Origin of the sequence: Comamonas brasiliensis (assembly GCF_018292285.1) — a bacterium.
GTDB classification, from domain to species: Bacteria; Pseudomonadota; Gammaproteobacteria; order Burkholderiales; family Burkholderiaceae_C; genus Comamonas; species Comamonas brasiliensis.
Genome location: NZ_JAANES010000002.1, coordinates 409,707 through 434,110, shown reverse-complemented (window position 1 = coordinate 434,110; position 24,404 = coordinate 409,707). Strand labels below are relative to the sequence as shown.

Below are 24,404 nucleotides of genomic sequence, written 5' to 3'. Positions count from 1 at the left end.
GCCATGCAAGCCGAAGACCTCAAGCTCGACGATCAGGTTCTGCAGCCGGATGCGGATGCGGGGGTGGATGCTATGCAAATGCAAGCGCCTATCGCTGATCTGCAAAGCATTTCAGATGAAAATATGTCTGAAGTGATTCAGGGGCAAGCGCAAGAAGCTCCTGAAATGGAAGCGCCAGCCATCATCGCCAAGACGCTGGATGCCGAGCCGGTGCCCGATATCTCCACCTTGACGGCCGCCAGGGATGCGGCCGCCTTTGTGGCACAGATCTTTGCCGATCCCAGCATCTCCGACGCGGCCGACGCCGAAGTGACTGCCGCCGAGCCGCAGCCCGAAGCCGAGCAGCAGGAGGCGGTGGAACTGCCGCCTGTCCCCGTGCATTGGCCGCAAGGCGCGGCCCAGCATCTGCAGGGTCAGCGCGTGCTGATTCTGGGTCTGGGCATCTCGGGCATTGCCATGGCTCGCTGGTGCGTGCGTGCCGGTGCCGAGGTCACGGTGGCAGACACCCGCGAAGCGCCTCCCTATCTGTCTGCGCTGCAGACCGAGCTGCCCGGCGCGCGCTTTGTCGCAGGCGAGTTCACGGCGGCGCTGGTCGACGGCCAGAGCCTGAGCTCCGTCTATCGTTCGCCGGGCCTGAGCCCGGCCAGCGTGGCGCCGGTCTTCAATGCCGCGCGCAGCATCGGCCTGCCCACGGGGGGCGAGCTGGACCTGTTTGCCTTTGCGCTCAAGGGCCTGCGCGAGGCTCATGGCTATGCGCCCAAGGTGCTGGGCATCACCGGCACCAATGGCAAGACCACGGTCACCTCGCTGACCGGTCAGCTGCTGGAGCATGGCGGATTGAGCGTGGGCGTGGCCGGAAATATCGGTCCCACGCTGCTCGACACCCTGTCCGGTCGCATTGATGCCGAGACTCTGCCCCAAGCCTGGGTGCTGGAGCTGTCCAGCTTCCAGCTCGATGACTGCCACGGCTTCGAGCCCACGGCGGCCACGGTGCTCAATATCACCCAGGACCATCTGGACTGGCATGGAGGCATGCAGGCCTATGCCGACGCCAAGGCCCATGTCTTTGGCGAGCAGGCTCTGATGGTCCTCAACCGCGAAGATCCCGTCGTCATGGCCATGTTGCCCGCGCCCGTGGCGGTACCCGGCAAGCGCGGCAAGACTTTCCAACGCGCCCATGTCACCTTTGGCGGCGACATGCCGCGCCGCCCCGGCGACTTCGGTCTGGAGGTGGTCAACGGCATGACCTGGCTGGTGCGTGCCCACGAGGCCGACGAAACCAGCAAGGGCAAGAACGTCGACGATCTGCACATCGTGCGCCTGATGCCCGCCGATGCGCTGCGCATCCGCGGCCGCCACAACGCCATCAATGCACTTTCTGCCCTGGCGCTGGCGACCGGTGCGGGATGCACGCTGGCACCGCTGCTCTACGGCCTGCGCGAATACCGGGGCGAGCCGCACCGCGTGCAGCCCGTGGGCCGGGTGAGCGATGTCGAATACTTTGACGACAGCAAGGGCACGAATGTGGGCGCCACCGTGGCCGCCCTCATGGGCCTGGGGCCGGACCACCGCATCGTGGTGATTCTGGGCGGTCTGGGCAAGGGCCAGGACTTCACGCCGCTGGCTGCTCCCGTCTCGCGCTATGTGCGCGCGGCCGTGCTGATCGGCCAGGACGCGCCGCAGATTCGTGAGGCCCTGGGCGACACCGGCGTGACCCTGGTCGATGCTGGCACCATGCAGGATGCCGTGCAGCAGGCCGCGCGTCTGGCCCATGCCAATGATGCGGTGCTGCTCTCGCCGGCCTGCGCAAGCATGGACATGTTCAAGGATTATGCGGATCGCGCTCACCAGTTTGTGGAAGCGGTGCGCGAGCTGGCGCTGGAAGCCGGCCAGCAACTGGAGGACGGCGCATGACAGCCGCCTTCATGACCAGCCTCTCCGGCCGCATGCGTTCGTGGTTCCGCACGGTCGGGGACAAGCCCATCGACGTGCTGCCGGTGCGCGTTGGCGGGCCCGTGTACGACCGTCCGACCCGCACGCCCGCCAGCGTCCTGGGGCTGGACCAGGCTCTGATCTGGGTCGTCATCGCCTTGCTGTCCTGGAGTCTGGTCATGGTGTATTCGGCATCGATTGCGATGCCCGACAACCCGCGCTTCGGCAAGATCGAGCCCTATCACTTCCTGCTGCGCCACACCATGTCCATAGGCATGGCTTTTGTGGCCGCGCTGCTGGCCTTCCAGGTACCCATGAATGTCTGGGAGAAGGTGGCGCGCAAGCTGTTCCTGATCTCCATCGTGCTGCTGGTGGCGGTGCTGATTCCGCATGTGGGCACGGTGGTCAACGGCGCACGGCGCTGGCTGTCGCTGGGCATCATGAACTTCCAGCCTTCCGAGCTGGCCAAGTTCTCCATCCTGATCTATGCGGCCGACTACATGGTGCGCAAGATGGAGGTCAAGGAGCGCTTCTTCCGCGCCGTGCTGCCCATGGGGCTGGCCGTGGTCGTGGTGGGTGTGCTGCTGCTGGCCGAGCCCGACATGGGGGCCTTCATGGTGATCGTCGTGATCTCCATGGGCATTCTGTTCCTGGGCGGCGTGAATGCGCGCATGTTCTTCATCATCGCGCTGCTGGTGGTGCTGGCCTTCGGCATGATCATCGCCACCTCTGAGTGGCGTCGCGAACGTATTTTTGCCTACCTCGATCCCTGGGATGAAAAGCATGCGCTGGGCAAGGGCTACCAGCTCTCGCATGCGCTGATCGCCATCGGGCGGGGCGAGATCTTTGGCGTGGGCCTGGGCCGCAGCGTGGAAAAACTGCACTGGCTGCCCGAAGCGCATACCGACTTTCTGCTGGCCGTGATCGGCGAGGAATTCGGTCTGGTCGGTCTGCTGCTGATTGCGGCAGTCTTCTTCTGGCTGACCCGCCGCATCATGCTGATCGGGCGTCAGGCCATCGCGCTGGACCGTGTCTTTGCGGGCCTGGTGGCAGAGGGCGTAGCGATCTGGATGGGCTTCCAGGCCTTTATCAACATGGGCGTGAATCTGGGCGCCCTGCCAACCAAAGGTCTGACTCTGCCGTTGATGAGTTTTGGCGGTTCGGCCATTTTGATGAATTTGATTGCGATAGCTGTGGTGCTCCGAGTCGATTACGAAAACAAGCTGCTGATGAAGGGAGGTCACGCATGACGCTTCCCGTTCAGCAAAACAGGCAGCGCACCGCGCTGGTGATCGCCGGCGGGACCGGCGGCCATATCTTCCCCGGGCTGGCCGTGGCGCAGGAACTGCGTGCACGCGGCTGGAATGTGCACTGGCTGGGCGCGCCGGGCTCCATGGAGTCGCGCATCGTGCCCCCACAGGGCTTCGCACTGGAGACCATCGAGTTCGGCGGCGTGCGCGGCAAGGGCGTCAAGACTTTGCTGCAGCTGCCCTTCAAGCTCGCCAAGGCCTTTGCACAGGCGCGCAGCGTCATCAGGCGCGTGCAGCCCGATGTGGTCATCGGCCTGGGCGGTTATCTCACCGTGCCTGGAGGCCTGATGGCCGCGCTGTCCGGCGTGCCCGTGGTGCTGCACGAGCAGAACTCCGTGGCCGGCATGGCCAACAAGGTCGTGGCCAAGGTGGCCAAGCGCGTGTTCACGGCTTTCCCCAAGGTGTTTGCCAAGGGCGAATGGGTGGGCAACCCGCTGCGTCAGGCGTTTCTGGAGCAGGCCGAGCCGGCCCGGCGCTTTGCCGGCCGCAGCGGCCCGCTCAAGCTGCTGGTCGTGGGCGGCAGCCTGGGAGCCAGGGCGCTCAATGAGATCGTGCCCCAGGCTCTGGCTCTGATGCCTGTCGATCAGCGCCCCGTGGTGTTGCACCAAAGCGGTACCGCCCAGATCGATGCGCTGCGTGCCAACTATCAGGCTGCAGGCGTGCAGGCCGAGCTGACTCCTTTCATCGACGACACGGCCAAGGCTTTTGCCGATGCCGATCTCGTCGTCTGCCGTGCCGGTGCCAGCACCGTGACCGAGATCGCTGCCGTAGGGGCTGCTGCGGTCTATGTGCCCTTCCCGGCGGCGGTGGATGACCACCAGACCAGCAATGCCCGCTTCCTTGTGGATGCCGGTGGCGGTTGGTTACAGCCTCAAAGTACTTTGAGCGCCCAAGGGTTGGCGGAAATGCTACAAAATATGCAGCGTGCGACGCTGTTGGAGCGCGCTGAACTCGCGAAGAAAATGCAAAAGACTGATGCCACCGCGAAGGTGGTCGCCGCTTGTGAGGAGTTGGCAGCATGAAACACGCCATTCATCACATTCACTTTGTCGGTATTGGCGGCGCCGGCATGAGCGGTATTGCAGAGGTTCTGCACAACCTGGGTTACGCCATTTCGGGCTCCGACCTGGCTGACAGCGCCACGCTGCGCCGCCTGGCCGGCCTGGGCATCAAGACCTTTGTCGGTCATGCGGCCGAGAACGTCGCCGGCACCGATGCCGTGGTGACCTCCACGGCCGTGCAGGGCGACAACCCCGAAGTTCTGGCGGCCCGCGAGAAAAAGATTCCGGTGGTTCCCCGTGCCCTGATGCTGGCCGAGCTGATGCGCTTCAAGCAGGGCATCGCCATTGCCGGCGCGCATGGCAAGACCACCACCACCAGCCTGGTGACCAGCGTGCTGGCCGAGGCCGGCCTGGATCCCACTTTCGTGATCGGCGGCAAGCTCAACAGCGCCGGCGCGAATGCCAAGCTGGGTCACGGCGACTACATCGTGGTCGAGGCCGACGAGTCCGATGCTTCTTTCCTGAACCTGTTGCCCGTGATGGCCGTCGTCACCAATATCGACGCCGACCACATGGAAACCTACGGCCATGACTTTGGCCGTCTCAAGCAGGCTTTTGTCGACTTTCTGCACCGCATGCCGTTTTACGGCCGTGCCATTCTCTGCGTCGACAGCCCTGCCGTTCGCGAGATATTGCCCAGGCTGGCCCGCCCGGTCACGACCTACGGCTTTGCCGAAGACGCCCAGGTGCGAGCCGTGAACGTCCGTGCCGAAGCCGGCCGCATGCGCTTTACCGTGCGCCGCCAGAACGGACAGAGCTACCCCGACCTCGAAGTCGTGCTGAGCCTGCCCGGCGAGCACAACGTGCTCAACGCCCTGTCTGCCGTGGCGGTCGCCATGGAGCTCGAGATTTCCGATGAAGCGCTGCTGCGTGCGCTGGAAGGCTTCAAGGGCGTGGGACGGCGCTTCCAGCGCTATGGCGAGCTGCCGGCTGCCAATGGCGGCATGTTCACCGTCATTGACGACTACGGTCACCACCCCGTGGAAATGGCCGCCACGCTGGCTGCGGCACGTGGTGCTTTCCCGGGTCAGCGCTTGGTGCTGGCCTTCCAGCCGCATCGCTACAGCCGTACACGCGACTGCTTCGAGGACTTCGTGAAAGTCATAGGCAGCGCCGATTCGGTGCTGCTGGCCGAGGTCTATGCCGCAGGCGAGGCTCCCATCGTGGCTGCCGACGGTCGCTCCCTGGCCCGCGCTTTGCGCGTGGCGGGCAAAGTCGAGCCTGTATTTGTGGAAAACATTGCCGATATGCCGGCAGCCATCGCCGCCAATGCGCAAGCAGGTGATGTATTGCTGTGCATGGGAGCGGGATCGATTGGTGCCGTACCCGGGAAACTGGTTGAAATGCTTCAAAAACAAGAGCCGGCTGCGCCCGCAGGGAGCGCGCAATGAGCATGTTTGGTTCCAATATCGACGTGAAGGCACTGGGCAAGGTCGCAGTGCTCATGGGGGGGCGCTCGTCCGAGCGCGAGGTCTCGCTGATGTCCGGCACCGGCGTGCTGGCCGCACTGCAGTCCAAGGGCGTCGATGCCCACAAGTTCGACCCTGCCGAGCAGGGCCTGGACCAGCTCAAGGTGCAAGGCTTCGACCGCTGCTTCATCGCGCTGCATGGCCGCTACGGCGAGGACGGCACGGTGCAGGGCGCGCTGGAGTTGCTGGACATTCCCTATACGGGTTCGGGCGTGATGGCTTCCAGCATCGCCATGGACAAGATCATGACCAAGCGCATCTGGCGCTTTGAAGGTCTGCCCACGCCGGACTGGCGCATGGTCGATTCGGCCGAAGCCACACGCGCCGCATTGCAGGCGCTGGGCGCTCCCATGATCGTCAAGCCTGCACGCGACGGCTCCAGCATCGGCCTGACCAAGGTGATGGATGCCGACGAATGCGCCAGGGCCTACGAGCTGGCGGCCCAGTACGACGCAGAAGTGCTGTGCGAGCAGTTCATTGCCGGCGACGAGACCACCTGCCCCGTGCTGGGCTCGGGAGCGAAGGCCGCTGCGCTGCCGGTGATCCGCATCGTGGCGCCCGAAGGCAACTACGACTATCAGAACAAGTACTTCACCGATACGACGCAGTACCACTGCCCGAGCGGCTTGCCAGCTGCCGAGGAAGCCGAGATCCAGCGCATCGTGGAGAAAGCCTTCCGCACCCTGGGCTGCCGCGGCTGGGCGCGTGCCGACATCATGATTCGCGCCAGCGACCGCAAGCCTTTCTTGCTGGAGATCAACACCTCGCCAGGCATGACCGGGCATTCTCTGGTCCCCATGGCGGCGCGCGCCTCCGGCGTGAGCTACGAGAACCTGTGCCTTGGCATCCTGGCCATGAGCACGCTGGATGGAGAAGCGGAGCAGCCATGAACCGCAGCCAGCCCACAGCCGTCGTCCCGTTCGACGTCAAGCTCATGAACATCACTGCCACGGTGATGTTCATGGGGTGCTTGACGGCGTGCGTGATGGCCGTGGGATGGTGGTTGATGCGAACTCCGGCCTTCAATATCGGCCGCATCGTGGTGGAAGGCGAGCTGGTGCATAACAACGCCGTGACGCTGCGTGCCAATGTGGCACCGGTGCTCAAGGGCAATTTCTTCACGGTGGACTTGAAGGCGGCGCAGCACGCATTCGAGCAGGTGCCCTGGGTACAGGAGGCGCAGGTGCGCCGCGAGTATCCGAACGGCTTGCGCGTGGCGCTCAAGGAGCATGTGGCCGAGGCCTTCTGGGGCCCCGAGACCGGCACCGGCCTGGTCAACAAGGCCGGCGAAGTGTTCGAAGCCAATCTGGGCGAGCTGGACCGAGAAGGACTGCCGCGTCTGCAGGGCCCCGAGGGCTCGGCCCCGCGTGTGCTGCGGATGTATCACGCACTGGCGCCGGCACTGAAGCCGCTCGATGTGGAGTTGGACAGCCTGACCCTGGATGCGCGTGGCAGCTGGGAACTCGTGCTGGACAACGATGCACTGCTGACACTGGGCGGCGGCACCACCGAAGACATATTGCAGCGTGTGCAGCGCTTCGTGCGCACGTTGCCTCAGATCACATCTCAATACAAGCGCTCGGCTGCAGCAGTGGAGTCTGCAGACCTGCGTTACGAAGACGGCTATGCCTTGCGACTCAAGGGCGTGACCACTGGAACCTCCGCGCCGGCAGCTGCTGCCAGGGCCAGACGATGAGCGGGAGCAGGGGAACAGACATGCAAGGCGCACACAAAGACAAGACAGAACCTACCGGGGGCGGAAGCTGATATGGCAAGAGAATACAAGGATGTGATTGTTGGGCTGGATATCGGCACGGCCAAGGTCATGGCGGTGGTGGCCGAGGTCATGTCCAATGGCGAGCTGAAGCTGGCGGGCCTGGGCGTCGCCCCCAGCAACGGCTTGAAGCGCGGCGTGGTCGTGAACATCGATGCGACCGTGCAGAGCATCCAGCAGGCCCTCAAAGAGGCCGAGCTGATGGCCGACTGCAAGATTCAGCGCGTGTGCACCGGCATTACCGGCAGCCATATCCGCGGCCTGAATTCCAGCGGCATGGTGGCCATCAAGGACAAGGAGGTCTCGTCCACCGATATGGCCCGCGTGATGGAAACCGCCAAGGCCATCAATATCTCGTCCGACCAGCGCCTGCTGCTGGTCGAGGCGCAGGAGTTCGTCATCGACGGCCACGAGGTGCGCGAGCCCATCGGCATGAGCGGCATTCGCCTTGAAGCCAAGATTCATATCGTGACCGGTGCCCAGAGCGCGGCCGAGAACATCATCAAATGCGTGCGCCGCTGCGGCCTGGAAGTCGAGCAGTTGCTGCTCAACCCGCTGGCATCGGCCCAGGCCGTGCTGACCGACGACGAGCGCGAGCTGGGCGTGGCCGTGGTGGATATCGGCGCGGGCGCGACCGATGTGGCCATCTTCACCGGCGGTGCGATTCGCCACACGGCCGTGATACCGATTGCCGGCGACCTGATCACCAGCGATATCGCCATGGCCTTGCGCACTCCCACCAAGGATGCCGAGGACATCAAGGTCGAGAGCGGCTATGCCAAGCAATTGCTGGCTGATCCCGATGCCCAGGTCGAAGTGCCGGGCCTGGGTGACCGCAGCCCGCGCATGATCAGCAAGCAGGCCCTGGCCGGCGTGATCGAGCCCCGCGTGGAAGAGATCTTCTCGCTGGTGCAGCAGGTCATCCGCGAGTCGGGCTACGAAGAAGTGCTGTCCTCGGGCATCGTGCTCACGGGCGGCAGCGCCGTCATGCCCGGAATGATCGAGCTGGGCGAAGACATCTTCCTCAAGCCCGTGCGTCGCGGTCTTCCCAAATATTCCGGCGCGCTGGCCGACATGGTCGCCCAACCCCGGGCCGCCACCGTGATGGGCCTGCTGGACGAAGCGCGTCTGGCACGTCTGCGTGGCTACAAGGTGGCCCAGAAGAGCGGTTCCATGAAGACCGCCTTCGGCCGGTTCAAAGACTTCATCGTGGGGAACTTCTGATATGAGCACCTATCGCATGTTCATCACCGGACCACCATCGATGGATTTTTCGCGGCATCGACGACGAAGACCGCGAAGACATCAAGAGTTCGAAATTTCTTTTCCACAGCAGCGACAAACCACCACTAGAGAACAGGAGCACCACCATGCCTATCGACATGATTGAAACCGAAGAATTCAACCAAGGCACGCAGATCAAGGTGATCGGCGTCGGCGGTGGCGGCGGCAATGCCGTCGACCACATGATCGAACGCAGCGTCCAGGGCGTCGAATTCATTACGGCCAATACCGATGCTCAAGCTCTGTTGCGCAGCCGCGCTCACCGCACCATCCATCTGGGTGGCAGCGGCCTGGGTGCCGGCAGCAAGCCCGACAAGGGTCGCGACGCTGCAGAAGCTGCTGTGGAAGATATTCGCGCTGCCATCGAAGGCGCGCACATGCTCTTCATTACGGCAGGCATGGGTGGTGGTACGGGTACCGGTGCATCGCCTGTGATCGCACGAGTGGCCAAGGAAATGGGCATTCTGACGGTGGGTGTGGTGACCAAGCCTTTCGAGTGGGAAGGTGGCCGCCGCATGCAGAACGCTGACGCCGGCCTGGCCGAGCTGGAAGCGAATGTGGACTCGCTGATAGTTGTGCTCAATGAAAAGCTGCTCGATGTGCTGGGCGACGATATCTCCCAGGACGAGGCTTTTGCCCATGCCAACGACGTTCTGAAGAACGCCGTGGGCGGCATTGCCGAAATCATCAACGAGTACGGCCATGTGAACGTCGACTTCGAAGACGTGCGCACCGTGATGGGCGAACCCGGCAAGGCCATGATGGGCACGGCCAAGGCCGCCGGTCCCGATCGTGCCCGTATCGCCGCCGAGCAGGCTGTGGCCTGCCCGCTGCTGGAGGGTATCGACCTGTCCGGCGCCAAGGGCGTGCTGGTGCTGGTGACGGCCGCCAAGGGCAGCCTGAAGCTGTCCGAGTCGCGTCTGGCCATGTCCACCATCAACGCTTACGCGTCTCCCGATGCCCACGTGATCTATGGCGCAGCCTACGATGACTCGCTGGGTGACGAGATCCGCGTGACGGTGGTGGCTACCGGCCTGTCGCGTCCCAATGTGCGTCGCCAGAACATCCAGGTGGTGCAAGGCGGCCTGCGTACCGGTACCGACAACGTGGCCGTGGGCCTACCTCCCCTGGGCGGCATGGAATACGGCACGGCCAACACCAATGTGCCCAGCGTCTGGCGTACCAACCGCACCCAGGCTTCGGAGCGTGTGAGCGCTCTGGCATCTGGCGGCATGGACGATGTGGAGATCCCTGCCTTCCTGCGCAAGCAGGCTGATTAAGCTCCCCCTGAGCGGCTTTGCCGCTTCCCCCTCTCTGGCGCTTTGCGCCGGAGGGGGACGACACCCTTGGTGCGGGGCGGCCCTTCCTCGGTGTCTCTGCCTTCGAGTGCGTCAGTATTTGAGAGGTCAGCCGCAAAGGCCTTTGGTTCGTTAAGGACTGAAGGCCCATCAGTTCGCTGTATCGCAGCGATTAAGACAACCCTGGGTTGGCGTAAGCCGGCTCGGGGTTGTCCCATTTAAAATACCAGCATGCTTCAGCAACGTACCATCAAGACCATTTCCCGTGCCGTAGGCGTGGGCCTGCACAGCGGCCAGCGTGTCGAGTTGACGCTGCGCCCTGCCCAGCCTGATACCGGCATCGTGTTCCGTCGCGTGGACTTGCCTGAGCCTGTGGATATCCCTATTTCCGCCGAGGCCGTGACCGATACGCGCATGGCCTCCACCATTGGCAGCGGCGGCGCCAAGGTGCATACGGTCGAGCACCTGATGTCAGCCATCGCCGGTCTGGGAATCGACAACCTCTATGTGGACATCACGGCCGAAGAAGTGCCGATTCTCGATGGGTCCTCGTCTTCGTTCGTGTTTCTGCTGCAAAGCGCCGGAATCGAGCTGCAGAAGGTGCCCAAGCGCTTTATCCGCATCAAGAGCCCGATCGAGGTGCGCGAAGGCGAGGGGCAGAACCTCAAGTGGGCGCGCTTCGATCCCTACCATGGCTTCAAGCTGCGTTTCGAGATCGACTTCGCTCACCCCGCCGTGGATTCCACGGGTCAGTGCGTGGAGTTCGACATGGGTCTGGACAACTACACACGCGATATCGCTCGCGCGCGCACCTTCGGCTTCACCAAGGATGTGGAAATGTTGCGCAACAACGGTCTGGCACTGGGCGGCGGGCTGGACAACGCCATCGTCATGGATGACTACAAGGTCCTGAACAGCGACGGCCTGCGCTATGACGACGAGTTTGCCAAGCACAAGATCCTCGATGCGATCGGCGATCTGTATCTGATCGGCAAGCCCATTCTCGGTGCCTACAGCGCCTTCCGTTCGGGTCACGGCCTGAACAACAAGCTGCTGCGCGCCATGATCGCCCAGCCCGAGACCTGGGAGATGGTGACCTTCGAGAGCGAGCGCCAAGCTCCTCAGGGCTTTGCCATCCCTGCCCAGGCCTGGTGAGCGGGAATTCATGCTGATCTTTCGCTGGCTGGCCAGCCTGCTGATTCTGGCTTCGGCGCTGAGCTTTGCCTTCTATCTGGGAACCGGCAAGGCGCACTACAAGCGCCTGGGCTTCCTGTTGTTCAAGTGGACGGTGATCGCCGGTCTGGCCTTTTTTGCCGTGATGTTGGTGGGGCGCATCGTTTGAGAAGCTATTCATATTGATAGCTGCTTGCGCAAGCCCGACAGGCGTTTCATTGGTTTCTGTTCTGTAAACGGCTGGCAAAAAGTGGTAAATCGGTATTGGCTCACGCCGTGCGCTGCCGAAATGGGGTGAAGATGGACGGGCTGCGGTCGCAATGATGGGCCGCACACCTTGTTGACTGAAACGATTCGACAAAGGAGTCTCCATGTCCCGTTTGACTACCCGCATTCTTTCCGCCTCCGTTGCCGCCTGCCTGGGTCTGGGCAGTCTGGCCGTACAGGCACAGCCCGGACCGCCCCCCGGCCGTGGCAATGGTCATGGGCCGCAGGACATGCGTCATGACGGTCGTCATGATGATCGTGGCCGGCATGACCAGCGCTATGACCGGCGTGCGGAGCGCCACGACAACGGCCGCCGTGGCGGCGGTCCCGACCACAACTGGTACAAAGGCAGTCGCGTGCCGCCGCAATACCGCAGCCAGCACTATGTGGTGAATGACTGGCGCGGTCACCGTCTGTCGGCGCCGCCGCGCGGCTATCACTGGATTCAGAACGGCGGCGACTATCTGCTGGTGGCCATCGCCACCGGCGTGATCGCTTCCATGGTGCTGGGCAATTACTAAAGCTCATTACCCCGACCACAAAAAAGCCGCGACATGCCGCGGCTTTTTTGTATCTGGAAAGTCCTGCAAGCAGTCCAATTCAGGGGTGACAGGCAGTGGCAGAGGCGCCCCAGGAACTCAATAAACCCGTCCGCCCCGGTACATGGCATGTTGCTTGCGGCGCAGATCGGTGGACTTGGCCATCAGCCCCATGGCGGCAGCCGCGTGGGCATGGGTGATGGCCAGTCCCAGTGCGTCGGCGGCATCGGTGCCGGGCAGGCCGGGCAGTTGCAGCAGGCGCTTGACCATTTCCTGAATCTGGCTCTTGGCCGCGCGGCCATGGCCTACCACGGCTTTTTTCATCTGCAGTGCGGTGTACTCGGAAACCGCGAGATTGGCGTTGACCAGGGCCGTCAGCGCCGCGCCGCGGGCCTGGCCCAGCAGCAGCGTGGACTGCGGGTTGACGTTGACGAAGACGATTTCCACGGCCGCCACCTCGGGCTGGTAGCGCGAGGCGACTTCGGAAATGCCGTCGAACAGCACCTTGAGACGGCCCGGCAGGTCGCCGAGTTCCATCTTGTTGGTGCATATGGTGCCGCTGGCCACATAGGACAGGCGCTGGCCTTCCATATCGATGACGCCAAAACCCGTGGTCTGCAGACCGGGGTCGATTCCGAGAATTCGCATGGCTGTCGATTATCCACGTACAAACCCTTCACACTCCATGCGGGTGACTGCAAGCAAGAGCCGCCTCGCGGCGATGCTGCCGTCTTTTCCGGGGGAAGGTGCGGGGCCGCCCAGGCGAAGCGCCTCAGGGGGATGTCACCATCGGTATATAGCGTGCAATCGTGCGGCTGCGCTGCGCCAGATAACGCGATTGCGGCATTTTCTCGAAGCGCTTGGGCGCCGGGAGCATGGCGGCCAGTCGTGCCGCCTCAGCTGCATTGAGCTGGGCCGCACTCTTGCGGAAGTAGTGCCGGGCGGCGGCCTCGGCGCCGAACACGCCCTGGCCCCATTCCACATTGTTGAGGTAGATCTCCAGAATGCGCTGCTTGCTCAGCATCAGCTCCAGCAATTGCGCCAGCACCAGCTCCTGGCCCTTGCGCAGAAAATTGCGCTCGCCCGACAGCAGCAGGTTCTTGGCCAGCTGCTGGGTGATGGTGGAGCCGCCATAGATCTTGGCGGGCTTGCTGTGGCTTCCGGCTTTGTCTGCCTGCATGGCTCTGGCCTCGGCTTTGGCGTTGCGCTGCCAGGCCTTCTGAACAGCATCCCATTCCACGCCATGATGCTCCATGAAGCCGGCATCTTCGGAAGCAATCACCGCGCGCTTGAGGTTGCCGGAGATCTGGTCATAGTCCACCCATTGCTGGCGCCAGCGCAGGCCCTCGCTGCTTTGCGCAAGCTGCCAGGCTTCGGAGCGCTGATAGCTGGTGGACTCCGGATCCAGCCAGGCCATGACTGCGATGCGTGCCACAAAAAACAATTGCAGCAGCAGGGTGGCGCAAAGCACCAGCAATAGCAGTCGGCCGAGAGCTTTCATGGTGGAGTGGGGTTTAGTGAGCGGCTTCGGCGTGCAGCAGAGCGCGCAACTCGGCCAGGACTTGCGCAGAGGGCGGACGCACGCCGCGCCAGAGCGCAAAGGACTCGGCGGCCTGCTCCACCAGCATGCCCAGGCCATCACGCGCCAGCGCGCCATGACTGCTGGCCCAGTTCAGAAAATTCTGGGCGGCGGGGCCATACATCATGTCGTAGGCCAGACTGCGTGCGTGCAGCACGCTGGTGGGTGCGGGCACATCAGCCCCGGCCAGACTGCTGGCCGTGGCGTTGATGACGATGTCGAAGTTTTGGGTCAAATCGGTCTCAAGCACTTGTCTTTCAAGTGCTACCAGCTCTACTTTATGTAGTGCGGCAATGGTCGCGTGCTGCTCAATCAGCGCCACGGCCTTGGCCTGTGTGCGGTTGGTGACGACGACGCGGTGCGGCTGTTGCTCGATCAGCGAACCGAGTGCCCCGGCTGCTGCGCCACCCGCACCCAGCAGCAGCACATCGCGCCCGGCGATGGGCACGCCGGCATTGCGGGTGATGTCGGCCACGATGCCCAGGCCGTCTGTGTTGTCGGCATGAATGCCGTTGGCACTGAATACCAGAGTGTTGGCGGCACCCGCCAGACGTACGCGCTCGCTGGCGCTGGTGGCCAGCTCGGCTGCCTGCAGCTTGAAGGGCACGGTCACATTGCAGCCCTTGCCGCCGCGCGCGGCAAAGTCGCGCACAAAATCGGCAAAGCCATCCAGCGGCACCAGGGCGCGTTCGTAGCTGACGGGCTGGCCGGTCAACTCGGCAAAGCGGGCATGAATCCAGGGGGAGCGGCTATGGGCAACGGGGTTGCCCATGACGCAGTATCGATCGGAAGTGGCGCTCATGGTTAAAGGGCCGCCGGGCAGCCCGCTGAAAAGGCTGGTGAAGGGGTTTATTGGACGCTGGTTTCCAGTATCTGCTCGCGTGTGAATCTGAAGCGCGAGACGACGGCGATCTGATCGGCCTTGGTTCGCATGGCCGGGCCGAAGTGGCCGTAGGGGCCGGCGGCCCGGGCGATAGCCTCGGCACGGGTATCGAGCATGCGGTTGCCCGAACCCTGCACGACTTCGGTGGAGAGTACGCGGCCGTCATGGTTCACGGTCAGGATCATGACCAGCTCGCCATACAGCTTCTTGCCCTTGTTTTCGGGAAAGTTTTCCGTGCCTTTGTCTTCCACCTTGCGGCGCAGCGCGTCGTAGTAGACGGCGTACACGGCCTCCTTGGTGGCTGGACTGATATAGCGCTTCTTGGGCCGCGCATTTTCTTCGTTGATGCGCTTTTCAATCTCGGCCAGCAGCTTGATGAGCTGCAGGCGCTTTTCTTCCTGGGCTTCCAGGGCCTTGTTCTCGGCGCTCAGGCGGGGATCGATGGGCGGTAGCGCGGCCACCTGCTGGCGCAGCTGCGTCAGCAACTGGTGCTGCTGCTCCTGCATGGCATCAAGCTGGCGCTGCTTTTCCTCGAAGTCGTCACCTATGGCTGTCAGGGCCGAGTAGGGCATGGGGCTGGTGGCCCGGCCCTGGTCCGCATCGCCGCCGCCGGCCAGCGAGGTCTGGGCGATGGCCTGCGCCTTGTCCGGCACTTCGTTGGCGCGGGCGTTGACCAGAATCACTTCCAGCGGCGTGTCCTGAAACACGCGCTCGAAGCTTTCCGGATCCACGAACCGGATGGTCAGCAACACGGCATGGACGGCGATGGACACGCCCAGCGCCAGTTGCAGCGTACTCAGTCGTTGAAGAGAGGTGGGCAGTTTCACGGCAGCGTCAGGGCGATGAGGGGTGGAGATCAGGACTTTGGCTGGTCTGCAGCGGGATCGGCGTCGTTCATGTCCACCGCAATGGAGATGGGGCCGGCCACGGCGTCGTCATCGTCCTCGCCGCTGTCCTCGCTGTCGCTCCCGGCCTCGGCGCCTGCATCCAGGCGCTCGATCAGCGTGCCCGAGATGTCCAGCGAGATCTCGTCGATCTCGCCGAGCCTGACGCGCACATGGGCTCCGCGCGGCAGATTCTGCGCACCCAGCACGGGCAGCACCAGCGGCAGATTGTCGGCGCGCACCAGGAAGGAGCCGTTGGGGCCTTCCTTGAAGACGCTGGCCGTGAGCTCGGTAATGCCGTTCTGCTCCAGATACTTGAGCGTCCAGAAGCGCTCCATGCCGGCCTGATAGCCGTTGTAGGCGCTGTAGGCGCCGTCAAAGCTGCTGATGATGCCGAACAGCTCGGCATCCTTGGGCTTGAACGGGGCGGCCAGGGCCGCCGTCTTGCCGTGGCGGGCACAGGCAATGATCTGCCACTGGTTGACCAGATCCACATAGCGGCGCAGCGGGGAGGTGGCCCAGGAGTAGGCTTTCACGCCGATGCCGGCATGCGGCAAGGCCTTGGTGCTCATGCGCACCTTGACGCCAGGTGCCAGGCTGGCCTGGCTGCGATAGATGCCGGGTACACCATGCTCGGCCAGCATCAGGCCCCAGGTGCTGTTGGCCACGATGGCTGCCTCGGCCACGATCAGATCCAGCGGTGCGCCGCGCTTGCGCACGGTGATCTGGACCTGCTCGCTGCCGTTGGGCTCGGCACCGTCGTTGCCGACGAGGCGGAAGTTGTAGTCCGGGCGGTTGAAGTTCTCGGGCTTGCCGCGCACCACTTCGCGATTGGCCTTGAGGAATTTGGACCAGCGCTGCAAAAAGGTGAGCTCCTTGCGCTTGCCCAGCAAGGAGTCAGGCGTGTTTTCAACCTGGATTGAGGAGTCGGTCAGCCATTCCTCGGTGACGATGTGATCGAGCTTGTCGTAGCGGAAGTTGACTTCCACGGGCACGCGCTCGAGACGGGTTTCGCTGGAGATGGTCTCCAGCGTCTCCTCGTTGATCTGCACATACAGCGAGACTGCAGGGTTGGAGCGGCCCTCGTCCAGCGTGTAGATATGCACCACGTCGTCGGGCAGCATGGTGATCTTGTAGCCGGGCATGTAGACGGTGGACAGGCGGGCGCGGCCCAGCTTGTCCAGCTCGCCTCCGGGCGTGATGGCCAGACCGGGAGCGGCAATGTGGATGCCCACGGTGACGGTGCCCGTGCCCAGGCCGGTGACGGACAGCGCATCGTCGATTTCGGTGGTGGCCGAGTCGTCGATGGAGAAAGCTTGCACATTGGCCACGGGCAGATCGGCCGGCGGCTGGGGAGCCTGCACGGCGGGGAAGCCCGTGCCCTTGGGGAAGTTGTCAAACAGGAAACGCTTCCAGTGGAACTGGTAGGAAGAGTCGATGGCGCCGGCGCGGTGCAGCAGCTCCAGAGGGGCCAGCTTGGTGGCGCGGCTGGCGTCGACCACGGCCTTGTATTCGGGAGCGTTCTTGTCGGGCTTGAACAGAATCTTGTAGAGCTGTTCGCGAATCGCCTGCGGGCACTCGCCGCGGCCCAGCTCCTCTGCCCAGGCATCGATCTGCGCCTGGATCTGCTTTTTCTTCTCGATGGCAGCCAGGGCTTGCTGCAGGATTTCCGCAGGGGCCTTCTTGAAGCGGCCCTTGCCTGCACGACGGAAATAATGCGGTGCGTCGTACAGGCAGAACAGCGCGCCGGCCTGCTGGGCCAGCGTCGCGGATTCGGAGAAATAATCACGCGCCAGGTCGGCAAAGCCGAACTCTTCCTCGGGCGCAAATTCCCAGGCCAGATCCAGATCGATCTCGGCGGCCTGGGCCTGGCCCTGAGCGATCAGCTCGGCAGGGGCCGGCTTCTCGAACTTGAGCAGGATATTGGCGGCCTTGACCTTGACCCGCTTGCCCGAGTCCAGTTCGACTTGGGCCGAGGATTCGGCTTCGGAGAGGATGCGCCCGGCCAGAAATTTGCCGGCTTCTTCAAACAGTGCGTGCATAACCGCGCATTTTCCCACGAGCCGAACATTCGGCGCTCAGAAGTGATTCAGTTCATGCCTGAGATCGGTCAATATCTGAGGCGGGCGCTGCGAACAAAGGGGCGATCTGCAGTGCGGCAGCTGCTGTCGGGAGGACGGCGCATGGCGCCCGTAGGGAATCAGGCCAACGCCAGAAATTCGTCGATCCGGTCCAGGTACTCGGCAAAGTTGCTCAGGGCGTGGTCACCGCCTTCCTGCACCAGTTGCAGGGCGTGAGGGTAGCGCTCGCTCATTTCGTTCCAGTCCAGCACCTCGTCGCCCTGGGCGATCAACACCATCTCGGGCGCTGCAGGCGTCATGGTGCGGGTGTCGAGCTGGCGCAGTTCCTCGATGTACTCGGGACGAAAGAAGAAGGTTTCCTCGGGGTCATGCCAGCTGGACTGCTCGCCTATGTATTTTTCCAGGTCGCGGGCCGGGTTCACGGCGGGGTTGATCATCACGCTCTTGCAGCGCGCCAGCTGGGCCACCCAGCTGGCGTAATAGCCGCCCAGCGACGAGCCCATGACGGCCATGTTCTGGCGCGGCCAGTTGGCGATGCCCTCGACGATCACGGCTGCCGCTTCGCGCGGCGAGGGCGGCAACTGCGGGCACCACCAGCGTACCTTGGAATGCCTGGCACCCACATAGTCCGCCATGATGCGTGCCTTGTTGGACTGGGGGGAGGAGCGAAAGCCGTGCAGGTACAGCAGGTGGGTGGTTGTCATGGTGGCAATCTCCTCTTGTGAATGCGCTTTGGTCACGGCCATTGTGGACTGTCTGCCTCAAGACTATCAGGCGGTGCAGGCCTATGACAGGGTGAATGGGGTCAGGCAGTGCTGAGCCGTCAGCAAAGCTCAACCCTGCAGACTGCACGGCAGCCGGCTCCCCCGATAATTGCGGCCCATGTCCGCCATCGAATTCGATAAGCCCTCGCTGCTGCAACGCATTGTTCCGCTGTTTCGCGGCTTTGACTTCCTGTTGCTTCTCTTCATCGCCATGCTGGCGGGGGCAGGGCTGCTGGCCATGTATTCGGCGGGTTTCGATCACGGCACGCGTTTTGTGGACCATGGACGCAATATGCTGATTGCAGCGGGTCTGCTGTTCGTGCTGGCCCAGATATCCCCCCAGCAATTGATGAAGGTGGCTGTGCCGCTGTACACCCTGGGCGTGGTGCTGCTGGTGGCGGTAGCCTTGTTCGGTATCACCAAGAAGGGGGCCACGCGCTGGGTGAACGTGGGGGTAGTGATTCAGCCCTCGGAGCTTTTGAAGATCGCCACGCCGCTGATGCTGGCCTGGTGGTTCCAGCGCCGCGAGGGCAATCTGCGCGCCTCGGACTTTGTCATCGCCTTTGTGCTGTTGATGGTGCCCGTGGGCCTGATCATGAAGCAGCCCGATCTGGGCACCTCGCTGCTGGTGATGGCAGCCGGCCTGTCCGTGATCTTTTTTGCCGGCCTGCCCTGGAAGCTCATCGTGCCGCCCGTGCTGCTGGCCGTGGTCGGCATTTTCCTTATCGTCTGGTTCGAGCCCCAGCTCTGCGCCGATGGCGTGAGCTGGTATTTTCTGCATGACTATCAGCGCACACGCGTGTGCACCTTGCTGGACCCCACGCGCGATCCCCTGGGCAAGGGATTTCACATCATTCAGGGCATGATCGCCATCGGTTCGGGCGGCGTCTGGGGCAAGGGTTTCATGGCAGGCACGCAGACCCACCTGGAATTCATTCCCGAGCGCACCACCGACTTCATCTTTGCCGCCTATTCCGAAGAGTTCGGCCTGATAGGCAATCTGTTCATCATCGTCGGCTTCTTGCTGTTGGTCTGGCGCGGGCTGGCCATTTCCATGAACGCCAACTCGCTGTTCGGCCGGCTGATGGCGGCTGCCGTGGCCATGATCTTTTTCACCTATGCGTTCGTGAACATGGGCATGGTCAGCGGCATCCTGCCGGTGGTGGGCGTGCCCCTGCCTTTCATCAGCTATGGCGGCACAGCCATGGTCACGCTGGGGCTGGCGCTGGGCGTTTTGATGTCGGTGTCGCGGGCACAGCGGCAACTGCCCGGCGGTGATGGGCATATTCCCCATGCGTGAAGACCCGTGATCGGGCTGCTGTGCTCTTAAAAAAAGAGCTGCTATCTCATGCTTTGCAAGCTTTGAGTAATGGTTTTATGGGAAATTGCGCGGCGGGGCGGCAGGCTTAGATCGTTGAAAAATGTCAGTAGTTCCGTCCAGGGCCTTGCCTGGACTGTAAACAGCGTTTACAAACGGTTCTGGGGGTCAAAAGACCGATCAAGCGGGAGCGGCAAAGACCCAGGTGGGGTTCTGCCATGCAAAGCGGGCAGGGCGGAACCCGGCAAGTGAGAAGCTAAGTGAATGGAGCGGAATGTTGTTCAGCCTGGTGGGGCAGCATTCCGCTCTTTTTTATGCGCAGCCCGAGACAAGTCAGGACTTGCAGCTATCTCTACAATGCTCTCATGATTTCCCGCGAACCCACCATCGAACGCTTGGCCACGGCCCGTCAGTTGCTGCTTGAGCCCTTCGGCCTGGACGAAACCCATCTTGCGCGTGCGCTTGCCGAAATTCGCTCGCACCAGGTGGACGACGCCGATCTCTACTTCCAGTACACCCGCGCCGAGGGCTGGAGTCTGGAAGAAGGCATCGTCAAGACCGGCTCCTTCTCCATCGATCAGGGTGTCGGTGTTCGCGCGGTCAGCGGCGAGAAGACGGCGTTTGCCTATTCCGACGACATTTCCGAAGCCTCGCTGCTGGATGCTGCACGCACCGTGCGCTCCATCTCCAGCGCGACCCAGACGCGCCGCGTCAAGGCAGGGGCTCAGAAGATTGCGCAAAGCCGCTCCCTGTATCCTGAGCTGGACCCCATCAGCACGCTTGACAGCACGGCCAAGGTTGAACTGCTGGGCAAGGTGGAAAAGCTGGCCCGCGCCAAGGACCCGCGCGTGGTGCAGGTCATGGCCGGCCTTGCCAGTGAATACGATGTGGTGCTGGTGGCCCGCGCAGACGGCACGCTGGCGGCCGACGTGCGCCCGCTGGTGCGCCTGTCGGTGACGGTGATCGCCGAGCAGAAGGGCCGCCGCGAGGTGGGCTCCTCCGGTGGTGGCGGTCGCTTCGGCTTGGCCTATTTCAGCGACGAACAGATCAGCCAGTATGTGGACGAGGCCGTGCACGCGGCCCTGGTCAACCTCGAATCGCGTCCCGCACCGGCAGGCGTGATGACGGTGGTGCTGGGCTCGGGCTGGCCCGGCGTGTTGTTCCACGAGGCTGTGGGCCACGGCCTGGAAGGCGACTTCAACCGCAAGGGCTCCAGCGCCTTCAGCGGTCGTATCGGTCAGCGCGTGGCCGCAAAGGGCGTGACCGTGCTGGACGACGGCACGATTGCCGATCGCCGCGGCTCCTTGAACGTGGACGACGAAGGCCATGTCAGCCAGAGCAATGTGCTGATCGAGGACGGCATTCTCAAGGGCTATATCCAGGACTCGATGAATGCGCGCCTGATGGGCGTCAAGCCCACGGGCAATGGCCGTCGCGAAAGCTACGCCCACATCCCCATGCCGCGCATGACCAACACCTACATGCTGGGTGGCGACAAGGATCCGCAGGAGATCATCGGCTCCATCAAGAAGGGCCTGTACGCCACCAACTTCGGCGGTGGTCAGGTGGACATCACCAGCGGCAAGTTCGTGTTCTCCGCCAGCGAAGCCTACTGGGTGGAAAACGGCAAGATCCAGTACCCCGTCAAGGGCGCTACCATCATCGGAAGCGGCCCGGAGTCGCTCAAGCACATCAGCATGATAGGCAACGACATGCGCCTGGACTCGGGCGTGGGCACCTGCGGCAAGGAAGGTCAGAGCGTGCCTGTGGGCGTGGGCCAGCCCACGCTGCGCATCGACGGCCTGACGGTCGGCGGCACGGCCTGACGGAGATTCCCCCGGCGGGTCTTCCCGCCGAAAGCAAGACCCCGCTCTGCATGGCAGACCGGGGTCTTGTCGTTTCTGGGTGCGGTAATCGTCTGCCAGCAGGGTCTTTTGAGGGTGTTTTGATGTCTGAGCGTGAATATTGTCGATTCGCTGAAAGATTGCATTCAATCTGGATTTTTGGAAATTTATATCAATAAAATTCTGAAAAAATAAAAAAAACGCAAAAAAATTGCATGAAAGAAAATAATGAAAAATGCGTCATGTCAGAGGGGAAACCTGTTTTTGACAGAACAACTGCGCCGGCCACGGATGTTGCAATGCAAAAGAGCTGTGCTACATTGAAAGACATGCAAACGCAACGCGCCTATTTCTTTTACTTTTGGTTCTCGCCCCCGGCGGCTGAGAGGTAAACGCGCGCACCCTGCAAACACCTCCCAAAGAACCGCCGAAGCTGCAAAGCCCGGCGGTTTTTTTTCACCCCTACGTTTCAGCACCCCCGGTTTTCAACGATCAAACACCTCACGAAAGATAGCCATGACTGCTCTGAACACTTCATCCACCGATTCCTGGTATCGCGCCGGCTCTCCCAAGACAGGCCAGACCGACGACGCACGTATCAAGGAAATCACAGTGTTACCTCCTCCAGAGCACCTCATCCGCTTCTTCCCCATTCGCGGCACCGCCGTGGAGACGCTGATCAGCGACACCCGTCGCAGCATCCACAACATCATGCGTGCGCAGGATGACCGTCTGCTGGTCATCGTCGGTCCTTGCTCGATTCACGATCCGGCCGCTGCCCTGGACTACGCCCGCCGCCTGGCCGCCGTGCGCGAGCAGTACAAGGACACGCTGGAAGTGGTGATGCGCGTGTACTTCGAGAAGCCCCGTACCACCGTGGGCTGGAAGGGACTGATCAATGATCCCTACCTGGATCAGAGCTACCGCATCGACGAAGGCCTGCGCATCGCGCGCCAGCTGCTGATCGACATCAACCGCCTGGGTGTGCCTGCGGCCAGCGAGTTCCTGGACGTGATCTCGCCCCAGTACATCGGCGATCTGATCAGCTGGGGCGCCATCGGTGCCCGCACCACGGAAAGCCAGGTGCACCGCGAACTGGCCTCGGGCATCTCGGCTCCGATCGGTTTCAAGAACGGCACGGACGGCAATATCCGCATTGCCACCGATGCGATTCAGTCGGCCAGCCGCGGTCACCACTTCCTGTCGGTGCACAAGAACGGCCAGGTCGCCATCGTGCACACGGGAGGCAACCAGGACTGCCACGTGATTCTGCGCGGCGGCAAGACCCCCAACTACGATGCCGAGCATGTGGCGGCCGCCTGCCGGGATCTGGAGGCTGCTGGCCTTACGCCTTCGCTGATGGTGGATTGCAGCCATGCCAACAGCAACAAGCAGCATGAACGCCAGAAGGATGTGGCCCGCGATATCGCGGCGCAGATCGCCGGTGGCTCCAGCAGCGTGTTCGGCGTGATGATCGAAGGCCACCTGATCGGCGGTGCACAGAAGTTCACTCCCGGCAAGGACGAGGTCTGCGATCTGACCTACGGCCAGAGCATTACCGATGCCTGCCTGGGCTGGGACGATTCCCTGGCAACGCTGCAAGAGCTGTCGCAGGCCGTGAGCCAGCGCCGTGCGGCCGCGGCTGCATGCAAGCAGGAAGCCGAAGTACCCGCCTGATCGACAGAGCGGGCATGAACGACGCAGGCCACAGGGAGTGTTCCCTGTGGCCTGTTTGGTTTTCCAGATGGAGTGGAGCGGGTTGTCTGCCGGCTCAGTGCTTGGTGTCTGGTGCCGGCTCAGGCGTCATATCGCAGCCGTTGAGCGTGGCATCGATGCGATTGAGAAGGCGCAGCAGATGCTGCTTATCAAAGTCGGTACGCTGCTGCCACTCGTGATCGGCCAGCGGATAGACATGGCTTTGGTGGGGCAGGCTGCCCTTGGCATCGATCACGGCGCGCAGGCGCGGGATGAACACCCATTGCAGCCACTCGTGCAGCTTGAGTGTGTCGTACATGAAGGGTGTGGTGGATTCCAGTGCCTTGGGGTCCGGAGCAACGGCAGACCAGAGTTTCTGGACTTGAAGTTCGGCCTCCAGCTGCAGCAGATGCTCGCGTATTTCTTGGTGGATGTTTTCAGCGGTCATGGTGATGGTTCCTGAAGGCATTGCCGGCATTCGGCAAAGAGTTGCCCAGTATGTGAGTGCTCTGCTGGCATTTTCAAGACAGGGCACACCATGTCGATAACTGGCGGGTTACGAGACCGTAATGGCACTTGAAAAACACAGTTTTGCCCTTATATTCATGCGAAGCATGCGGATGATGCTATGAAATTTAATGATTTTGCATGGCTTTGCAGCCCATGTTTCCGTAACCACTGTGATGCTTGATGCAAGCCCTTGAGGCCTGCATTGTTTGCCGCAGCTGTTTGCAAGCCGTCAGCTTGCAGCGTCTTCAGCACCGCGGTCACCATTAAGCTGTGGCCACGACAACGAATGGTGCAAGAGTCACCAGGTCAGAGGAGATTTATGCGTAGTGAAGTAATCGTGGTTTTGGATGGCGACCGTGAATACCGGGTCGATACCCAGTCGCTGTCCCCTGTGAGTTCGGACGAAGGCCGACGCTGGCTGGACCAGCAGTTTGTCTCGCTCGAATGCGAGCCTTTGCGGGCTACCGGCAAGGTGTTGCTGGCCGACAAGCTGGTGGTGGTGGCGCGAGAGGCACGCAATCGTCCCGAGCTGTTTGATAACCAGGACTGGCGCAACAGCTATGCCCTGGCTGCCCAGGCCGTACTGGCCAAACCCTTGATCCGGGTGGATGTGCCGGCGATGTCGATTAGCTATTGATCCCCCCTGAGCCGCTTTGCGGCTTCCCCCCAGGGGGGACGACGCCTTTGCTGCGGGGCGGCCCTTGCTTGGCGTCTCTGGCTTGGTCTGTTCCCGAGCAAT

General features: G+C 62.7%; 22 protein-coding genes. 15 read left to right on the top strand and 7 right to left on the bottom strand.

Annotated features, from left to right (window positions below; genetic code table 11):
* Positions 1 to 3 precede the first annotated feature (3 nt).
* From murD to DJFAAGMI_RS10345, 11 genes are all read left to right on the top strand, one after another.
* A complete protein-coding gene (gene murD, locus DJFAAGMI_RS10395; RefSeq protein ID WP_211457082.1) occupies positions 4 to 1,914 on the top strand; it encodes a UDP-N-acetylmuramoyl-L-alanine--D-glutamate ligase in 1,911 nt (636 codons plus the stop codon).
* On the top strand, positions 1,911 to 3,182 hold the full coding sequence (gene ftsW / locus DJFAAGMI_RS10390; protein WP_003051279.1) for a putative lipid II flippase FtsW: 1,272 nt from the start codon (positions 1,911 to 1,913) through the stop codon (positions 3,180 to 3,182). Before murD ends, ftsW begins: the two co-directional genes overlap by 4 nt.
* Positions 3,179 to 4,264, top strand: coding sequence for an undecaprenyldiphospho-muramoylpentapeptide beta-N-acetylglucosaminyltransferase (gene murG / locus DJFAAGMI_RS10385; protein ID WP_211457081.1), 1,086 nt, complete (start codon positions 3,179 to 3,181; stop codon positions 4,262 to 4,264). Before ftsW ends, murG begins: the two co-directional genes overlap by 4 nt.
* Positions 4,261 to 5,694 (top strand): UDP-N-acetylmuramate--L-alanine ligase, encoded by a 1,434-nt coding sequence (gene murC / locus DJFAAGMI_RS10380; RefSeq protein WP_211457080.1) that lies wholly within the window; start codon positions 4,261 to 4,263, stop codon positions 5,692 to 5,694. The genes murG and murC overlap by 4 nt, the downstream gene beginning before the upstream one ends.
* The gene (locus tag DJFAAGMI_RS10375; protein ID WP_211457079.1) at positions 5,691 to 6,662 is read left to right on the top strand and encodes a D-alanine--D-alanine ligase; all 972 of its coding nucleotides are present in this window, start codon (positions 5,691 to 5,693) and stop codon (positions 6,660 to 6,662) included. The genes murC and DJFAAGMI_RS10375 overlap by 4 nt, the downstream gene beginning before the upstream one ends.
* On the top strand, positions 6,659 to 7,468 hold the full coding sequence (locus DJFAAGMI_RS10370) for a cell division protein FtsQ/DivIB (RefSeq protein ID WP_003051290.1): 810 nt from the start codon (positions 6,659 to 6,661) through the stop codon (positions 7,466 to 7,468). The genes DJFAAGMI_RS10375 and DJFAAGMI_RS10370 overlap by 4 nt, the downstream gene beginning before the upstream one ends.
* A 72-nt stretch (positions 7,469 to 7,540) precedes the next feature.
* The gene (gene ftsA, locus DJFAAGMI_RS10365) at positions 7,541 to 8,770 is read left to right on the top strand and encodes a cell division protein FtsA (protein ID WP_003051293.1); all 1,230 of its coding nucleotides are present in this window, start codon (positions 7,541 to 7,543) and stop codon (positions 8,768 to 8,770) included.
* A gap of 146 nt (positions 8,771 to 8,916) precedes the next feature.
* Positions 8,917 to 10,110: a cell division protein FtsZ gene (gene ftsZ / locus DJFAAGMI_RS10360; protein WP_003051295.1), complete on the top strand. Its 1,194-nt coding sequence runs from the start codon at positions 8,917 to 8,919 to the stop codon at positions 10,108 to 10,110.
* A 249-nt stretch (positions 10,111 to 10,359) separates the two neighbouring features.
* Positions 10,360 to 11,283, top strand: coding sequence for a UDP-3-O-acyl-N-acetylglucosamine deacetylase (lpxC, locus tag DJFAAGMI_RS10355; protein ID WP_211457078.1), 924 nt, complete (start codon positions 10,360 to 10,362; stop codon positions 11,281 to 11,283).
* A 10-nt stretch (positions 11,284 to 11,293) separates the two neighbouring features.
* A complete protein-coding gene (locus DJFAAGMI_RS10350) occupies positions 11,294 to 11,470 on the top strand; it encodes a hypothetical protein (RefSeq protein ID WP_211457077.1) in 177 nt (58 codons plus the stop codon).
* 202 nt (positions 11,471 to 11,672) lie between these two features.
* Positions 11,673 to 12,089, top strand: a complete 417-nt coding sequence (locus DJFAAGMI_RS10345; protein ID WP_211457076.1) for an RcnB family protein — start codon at positions 11,673 to 11,675, stop codon at positions 12,087 to 12,089.
* Positions 12,090 to 12,206: 117 nt separating this feature from the next.
* Here DJFAAGMI_RS10345 and ruvC read toward each other — a convergent pair whose 3' ends face one another.
* The 6 genes from ruvC to DJFAAGMI_RS10315 form a co-directional block, all read right to left on the bottom strand.
* Entirely contained in the window at positions 12,207 to 12,755 is a 549-nt protein-coding gene (ruvC, locus tag DJFAAGMI_RS10340; RefSeq protein ID WP_211457075.1) for a crossover junction endodeoxyribonuclease RuvC, read from the bottom strand.
* A gap of 124 nt (positions 12,756 to 12,879) precedes the next feature.
* Entirely contained in the window at positions 12,880 to 13,608 is a 729-nt protein-coding gene (mtgA, locus tag DJFAAGMI_RS10335) for a monofunctional biosynthetic peptidoglycan transglycosylase (RefSeq protein WP_211457074.1), read from the bottom strand.
* A gap of 13 nt (positions 13,609 to 13,621) precedes the next feature.
* Positions 13,622 to 14,488: a shikimate dehydrogenase gene (aroE, locus tag DJFAAGMI_RS10330; RefSeq protein WP_211457073.1), complete on the bottom strand. Its 867-nt coding sequence runs from the start codon at positions 14,486 to 14,488 to the stop codon at positions 13,622 to 13,624.
* Between the two features lie 47 nt (positions 14,489 to 14,535).
* Positions 14,536 to 15,396 (bottom strand): energy transducer TonB, encoded by an 861-nt coding sequence (locus tag DJFAAGMI_RS10325; RefSeq protein ID WP_211457072.1) that lies wholly within the window; start codon positions 15,394 to 15,396, stop codon positions 14,536 to 14,538.
* 29 nt (positions 15,397 to 15,425) lie between these two features.
* The gene (locus DJFAAGMI_RS10320) at positions 15,426 to 17,495 is read right to left on the bottom strand and encodes a ribonuclease catalytic domain-containing protein (protein ID WP_211457071.1); all 2,070 of its coding nucleotides are present in this window, start codon (positions 17,493 to 17,495) and stop codon (positions 15,426 to 15,428) included.
* Positions 17,496 to 17,653: 158 nt separating this feature from the next.
* Entirely contained in the window at positions 17,654 to 18,238 is a 585-nt protein-coding gene (locus DJFAAGMI_RS10315) for a YqiA/YcfP family alpha/beta fold hydrolase (RefSeq protein WP_211457070.1), read from the bottom strand.
* Between the two features lie 178 nt (positions 18,239 to 18,416).
* On the opposite strand from DJFAAGMI_RS10315, the gene rodA reads away from it, so the two are divergent.
* The 3 genes from rodA (at position 18,417) to DJFAAGMI_RS10300 (ending at position 23,137) form a co-directional block, all read left to right on the top strand.
* Positions 18,417 to 19,598, top strand: coding sequence for a rod shape-determining protein RodA (rodA, locus tag DJFAAGMI_RS10310; protein ID WP_003051327.1), 1,182 nt, complete (start codon positions 18,417 to 18,419; stop codon positions 19,596 to 19,598).
* 383 nt (positions 19,599 to 19,981) lie between these two features.
* The gene (gene tldD / locus DJFAAGMI_RS10305) at positions 19,982 to 21,442 is read left to right on the top strand and encodes a metalloprotease TldD (RefSeq protein ID WP_003051333.1); all 1,461 of its coding nucleotides are present in this window, start codon (positions 19,982 to 19,984) and stop codon (positions 21,440 to 21,442) included.
* Between the two features lie 534 nt (positions 21,443 to 21,976).
* Positions 21,977 to 23,137, top strand: coding sequence for a 3-deoxy-7-phosphoheptulonate synthase (locus DJFAAGMI_RS10300; RefSeq protein WP_249334144.1), 1,161 nt, complete (start codon positions 21,977 to 21,979; stop codon positions 23,135 to 23,137).
* A gap of 94 nt (positions 23,138 to 23,231) precedes the next feature.
* Here the strand turns inward: DJFAAGMI_RS10300 and DJFAAGMI_RS10295 are convergent, their stop codons facing one another.
* Entirely contained in the window at positions 23,232 to 23,603 is a 372-nt protein-coding gene (locus tag DJFAAGMI_RS10295) for a YqcC family protein (protein ID WP_043006034.1), read from the bottom strand.
* A gap of 381 nt (positions 23,604 to 23,984) precedes the next feature.
* Between DJFAAGMI_RS10295 and DJFAAGMI_RS10290 the strand changes: the two genes are divergently transcribed.
* Complete coding sequence (locus tag DJFAAGMI_RS10290; RefSeq protein ID WP_167004434.1) at positions 23,985 to 24,302, top strand: hypothetical protein; 318 nt, start codon at positions 23,985 to 23,987, stop codon at positions 24,300 to 24,302.
* Positions 24,303 to 24,404 lie beyond the last annotated feature (102 nt).

Coding starts and splice junctions, on each gene's coding strand:
- murD (WP_211457082.1), top strand. CDS start 4: ATGCAAGCCGAAGACCTCAAGCTCGACGATCAGGTTCTGCAGCCGGAT.
- ftsW (WP_003051279.1), top strand. CDS start 1,911: ATGACAGCCGCCTTCATGACCAGCCTCTCCGGCCGCATGCGTTCGTGG.
- murG (WP_211457081.1), top strand. CDS start 3,179: ATGACGCTTCCCGTTCAGCAAAACAGGCAGCGCACCGCGCTGGTGATC.
- murC (WP_211457080.1), top strand. CDS start 4,261: ATGAAACACGCCATTCATCACATTCACTTTGTCGGTATTGGCGGCGCC.
- DJFAAGMI_RS10375 (WP_211457079.1), top strand. CDS start 5,691: ATGAGCATGTTTGGTTCCAATATCGACGTGAAGGCACTGGGCAAGGTC.
- DJFAAGMI_RS10370 (WP_003051290.1), top strand. CDS start 6,659: ATGAACCGCAGCCAGCCCACAGCCGTCGTCCCGTTCGACGTCAAGCTC.
- ftsA (WP_003051293.1), top strand. CDS start 7,541: ATGGCAAGAGAATACAAGGATGTGATTGTTGGGCTGGATATCGGCACG.
- ftsZ (WP_003051295.1), top strand. CDS start 8,917: ATGCCTATCGACATGATTGAAACCGAAGAATTCAACCAAGGCACGCAG.
- lpxC (WP_211457078.1), top strand. CDS start 10,360: ATGCTTCAGCAACGTACCATCAAGACCATTTCCCGTGCCGTAGGCGTG.
- DJFAAGMI_RS10350 (WP_211457077.1), top strand. CDS start 11,294: ATGCTGATCTTTCGCTGGCTGGCCAGCCTGCTGATTCTGGCTTCGGCG.
- DJFAAGMI_RS10345 (WP_211457076.1), top strand. CDS start 11,673: ATGTCCCGTTTGACTACCCGCATTCTTTCCGCCTCCGTTGCCGCCTGC.
- ruvC (WP_211457075.1), bottom strand. CDS start 12,755: ATGCGAATTCTCGGAATCGACCCCGGTCTGCAGACCACGGGTTTTGGC.
- mtgA (WP_211457074.1), bottom strand. CDS start 13,608: ATGAAAGCTCTCGGCCGACTGCTATTGCTGGTGCTTTGCGCCACCCTG.
- aroE (WP_211457073.1), bottom strand. CDS start 14,488: ATGAGCGCCACTTCCGATCGATACTGCGTCATGGGCAACCCCGTTGCC.
- DJFAAGMI_RS10320 (WP_211457071.1), bottom strand. CDS start 17,495: ATGCACGCACTGTTTGAAGAAGCCGGCAAATTTCTGGCCGGGCGCATC.
- DJFAAGMI_RS10315 (WP_211457070.1), bottom strand. CDS start 18,238: ATGACAACCACCCACCTGCTGTACCTGCACGGCTTTCGCTCCTCCCCC.
- rodA (WP_003051327.1), top strand. CDS start 18,417: ATGTCCGCCATCGAATTCGATAAGCCCTCGCTGCTGCAACGCATTGTT.
- tldD (WP_003051333.1), top strand. CDS start 19,982: ATGATTTCCCGCGAACCCACCATCGAACGCTTGGCCACGGCCCGTCAG.
- DJFAAGMI_RS10300 (WP_249334144.1), top strand. CDS start 21,977: ATGACTGCTCTGAACACTTCATCCACCGATTCCTGGTATCGCGCCGGC.
- DJFAAGMI_RS10295 (WP_043006034.1), bottom strand. CDS start 23,603: ATGACCGCTGAAAACATCCACCAAGAAATACGCGAGCATCTGCTGCAG.
- DJFAAGMI_RS10290 (WP_167004434.1), top strand. CDS start 23,985: ATGCGTAGTGAAGTAATCGTGGTTTTGGATGGCGACCGTGAATACCGG.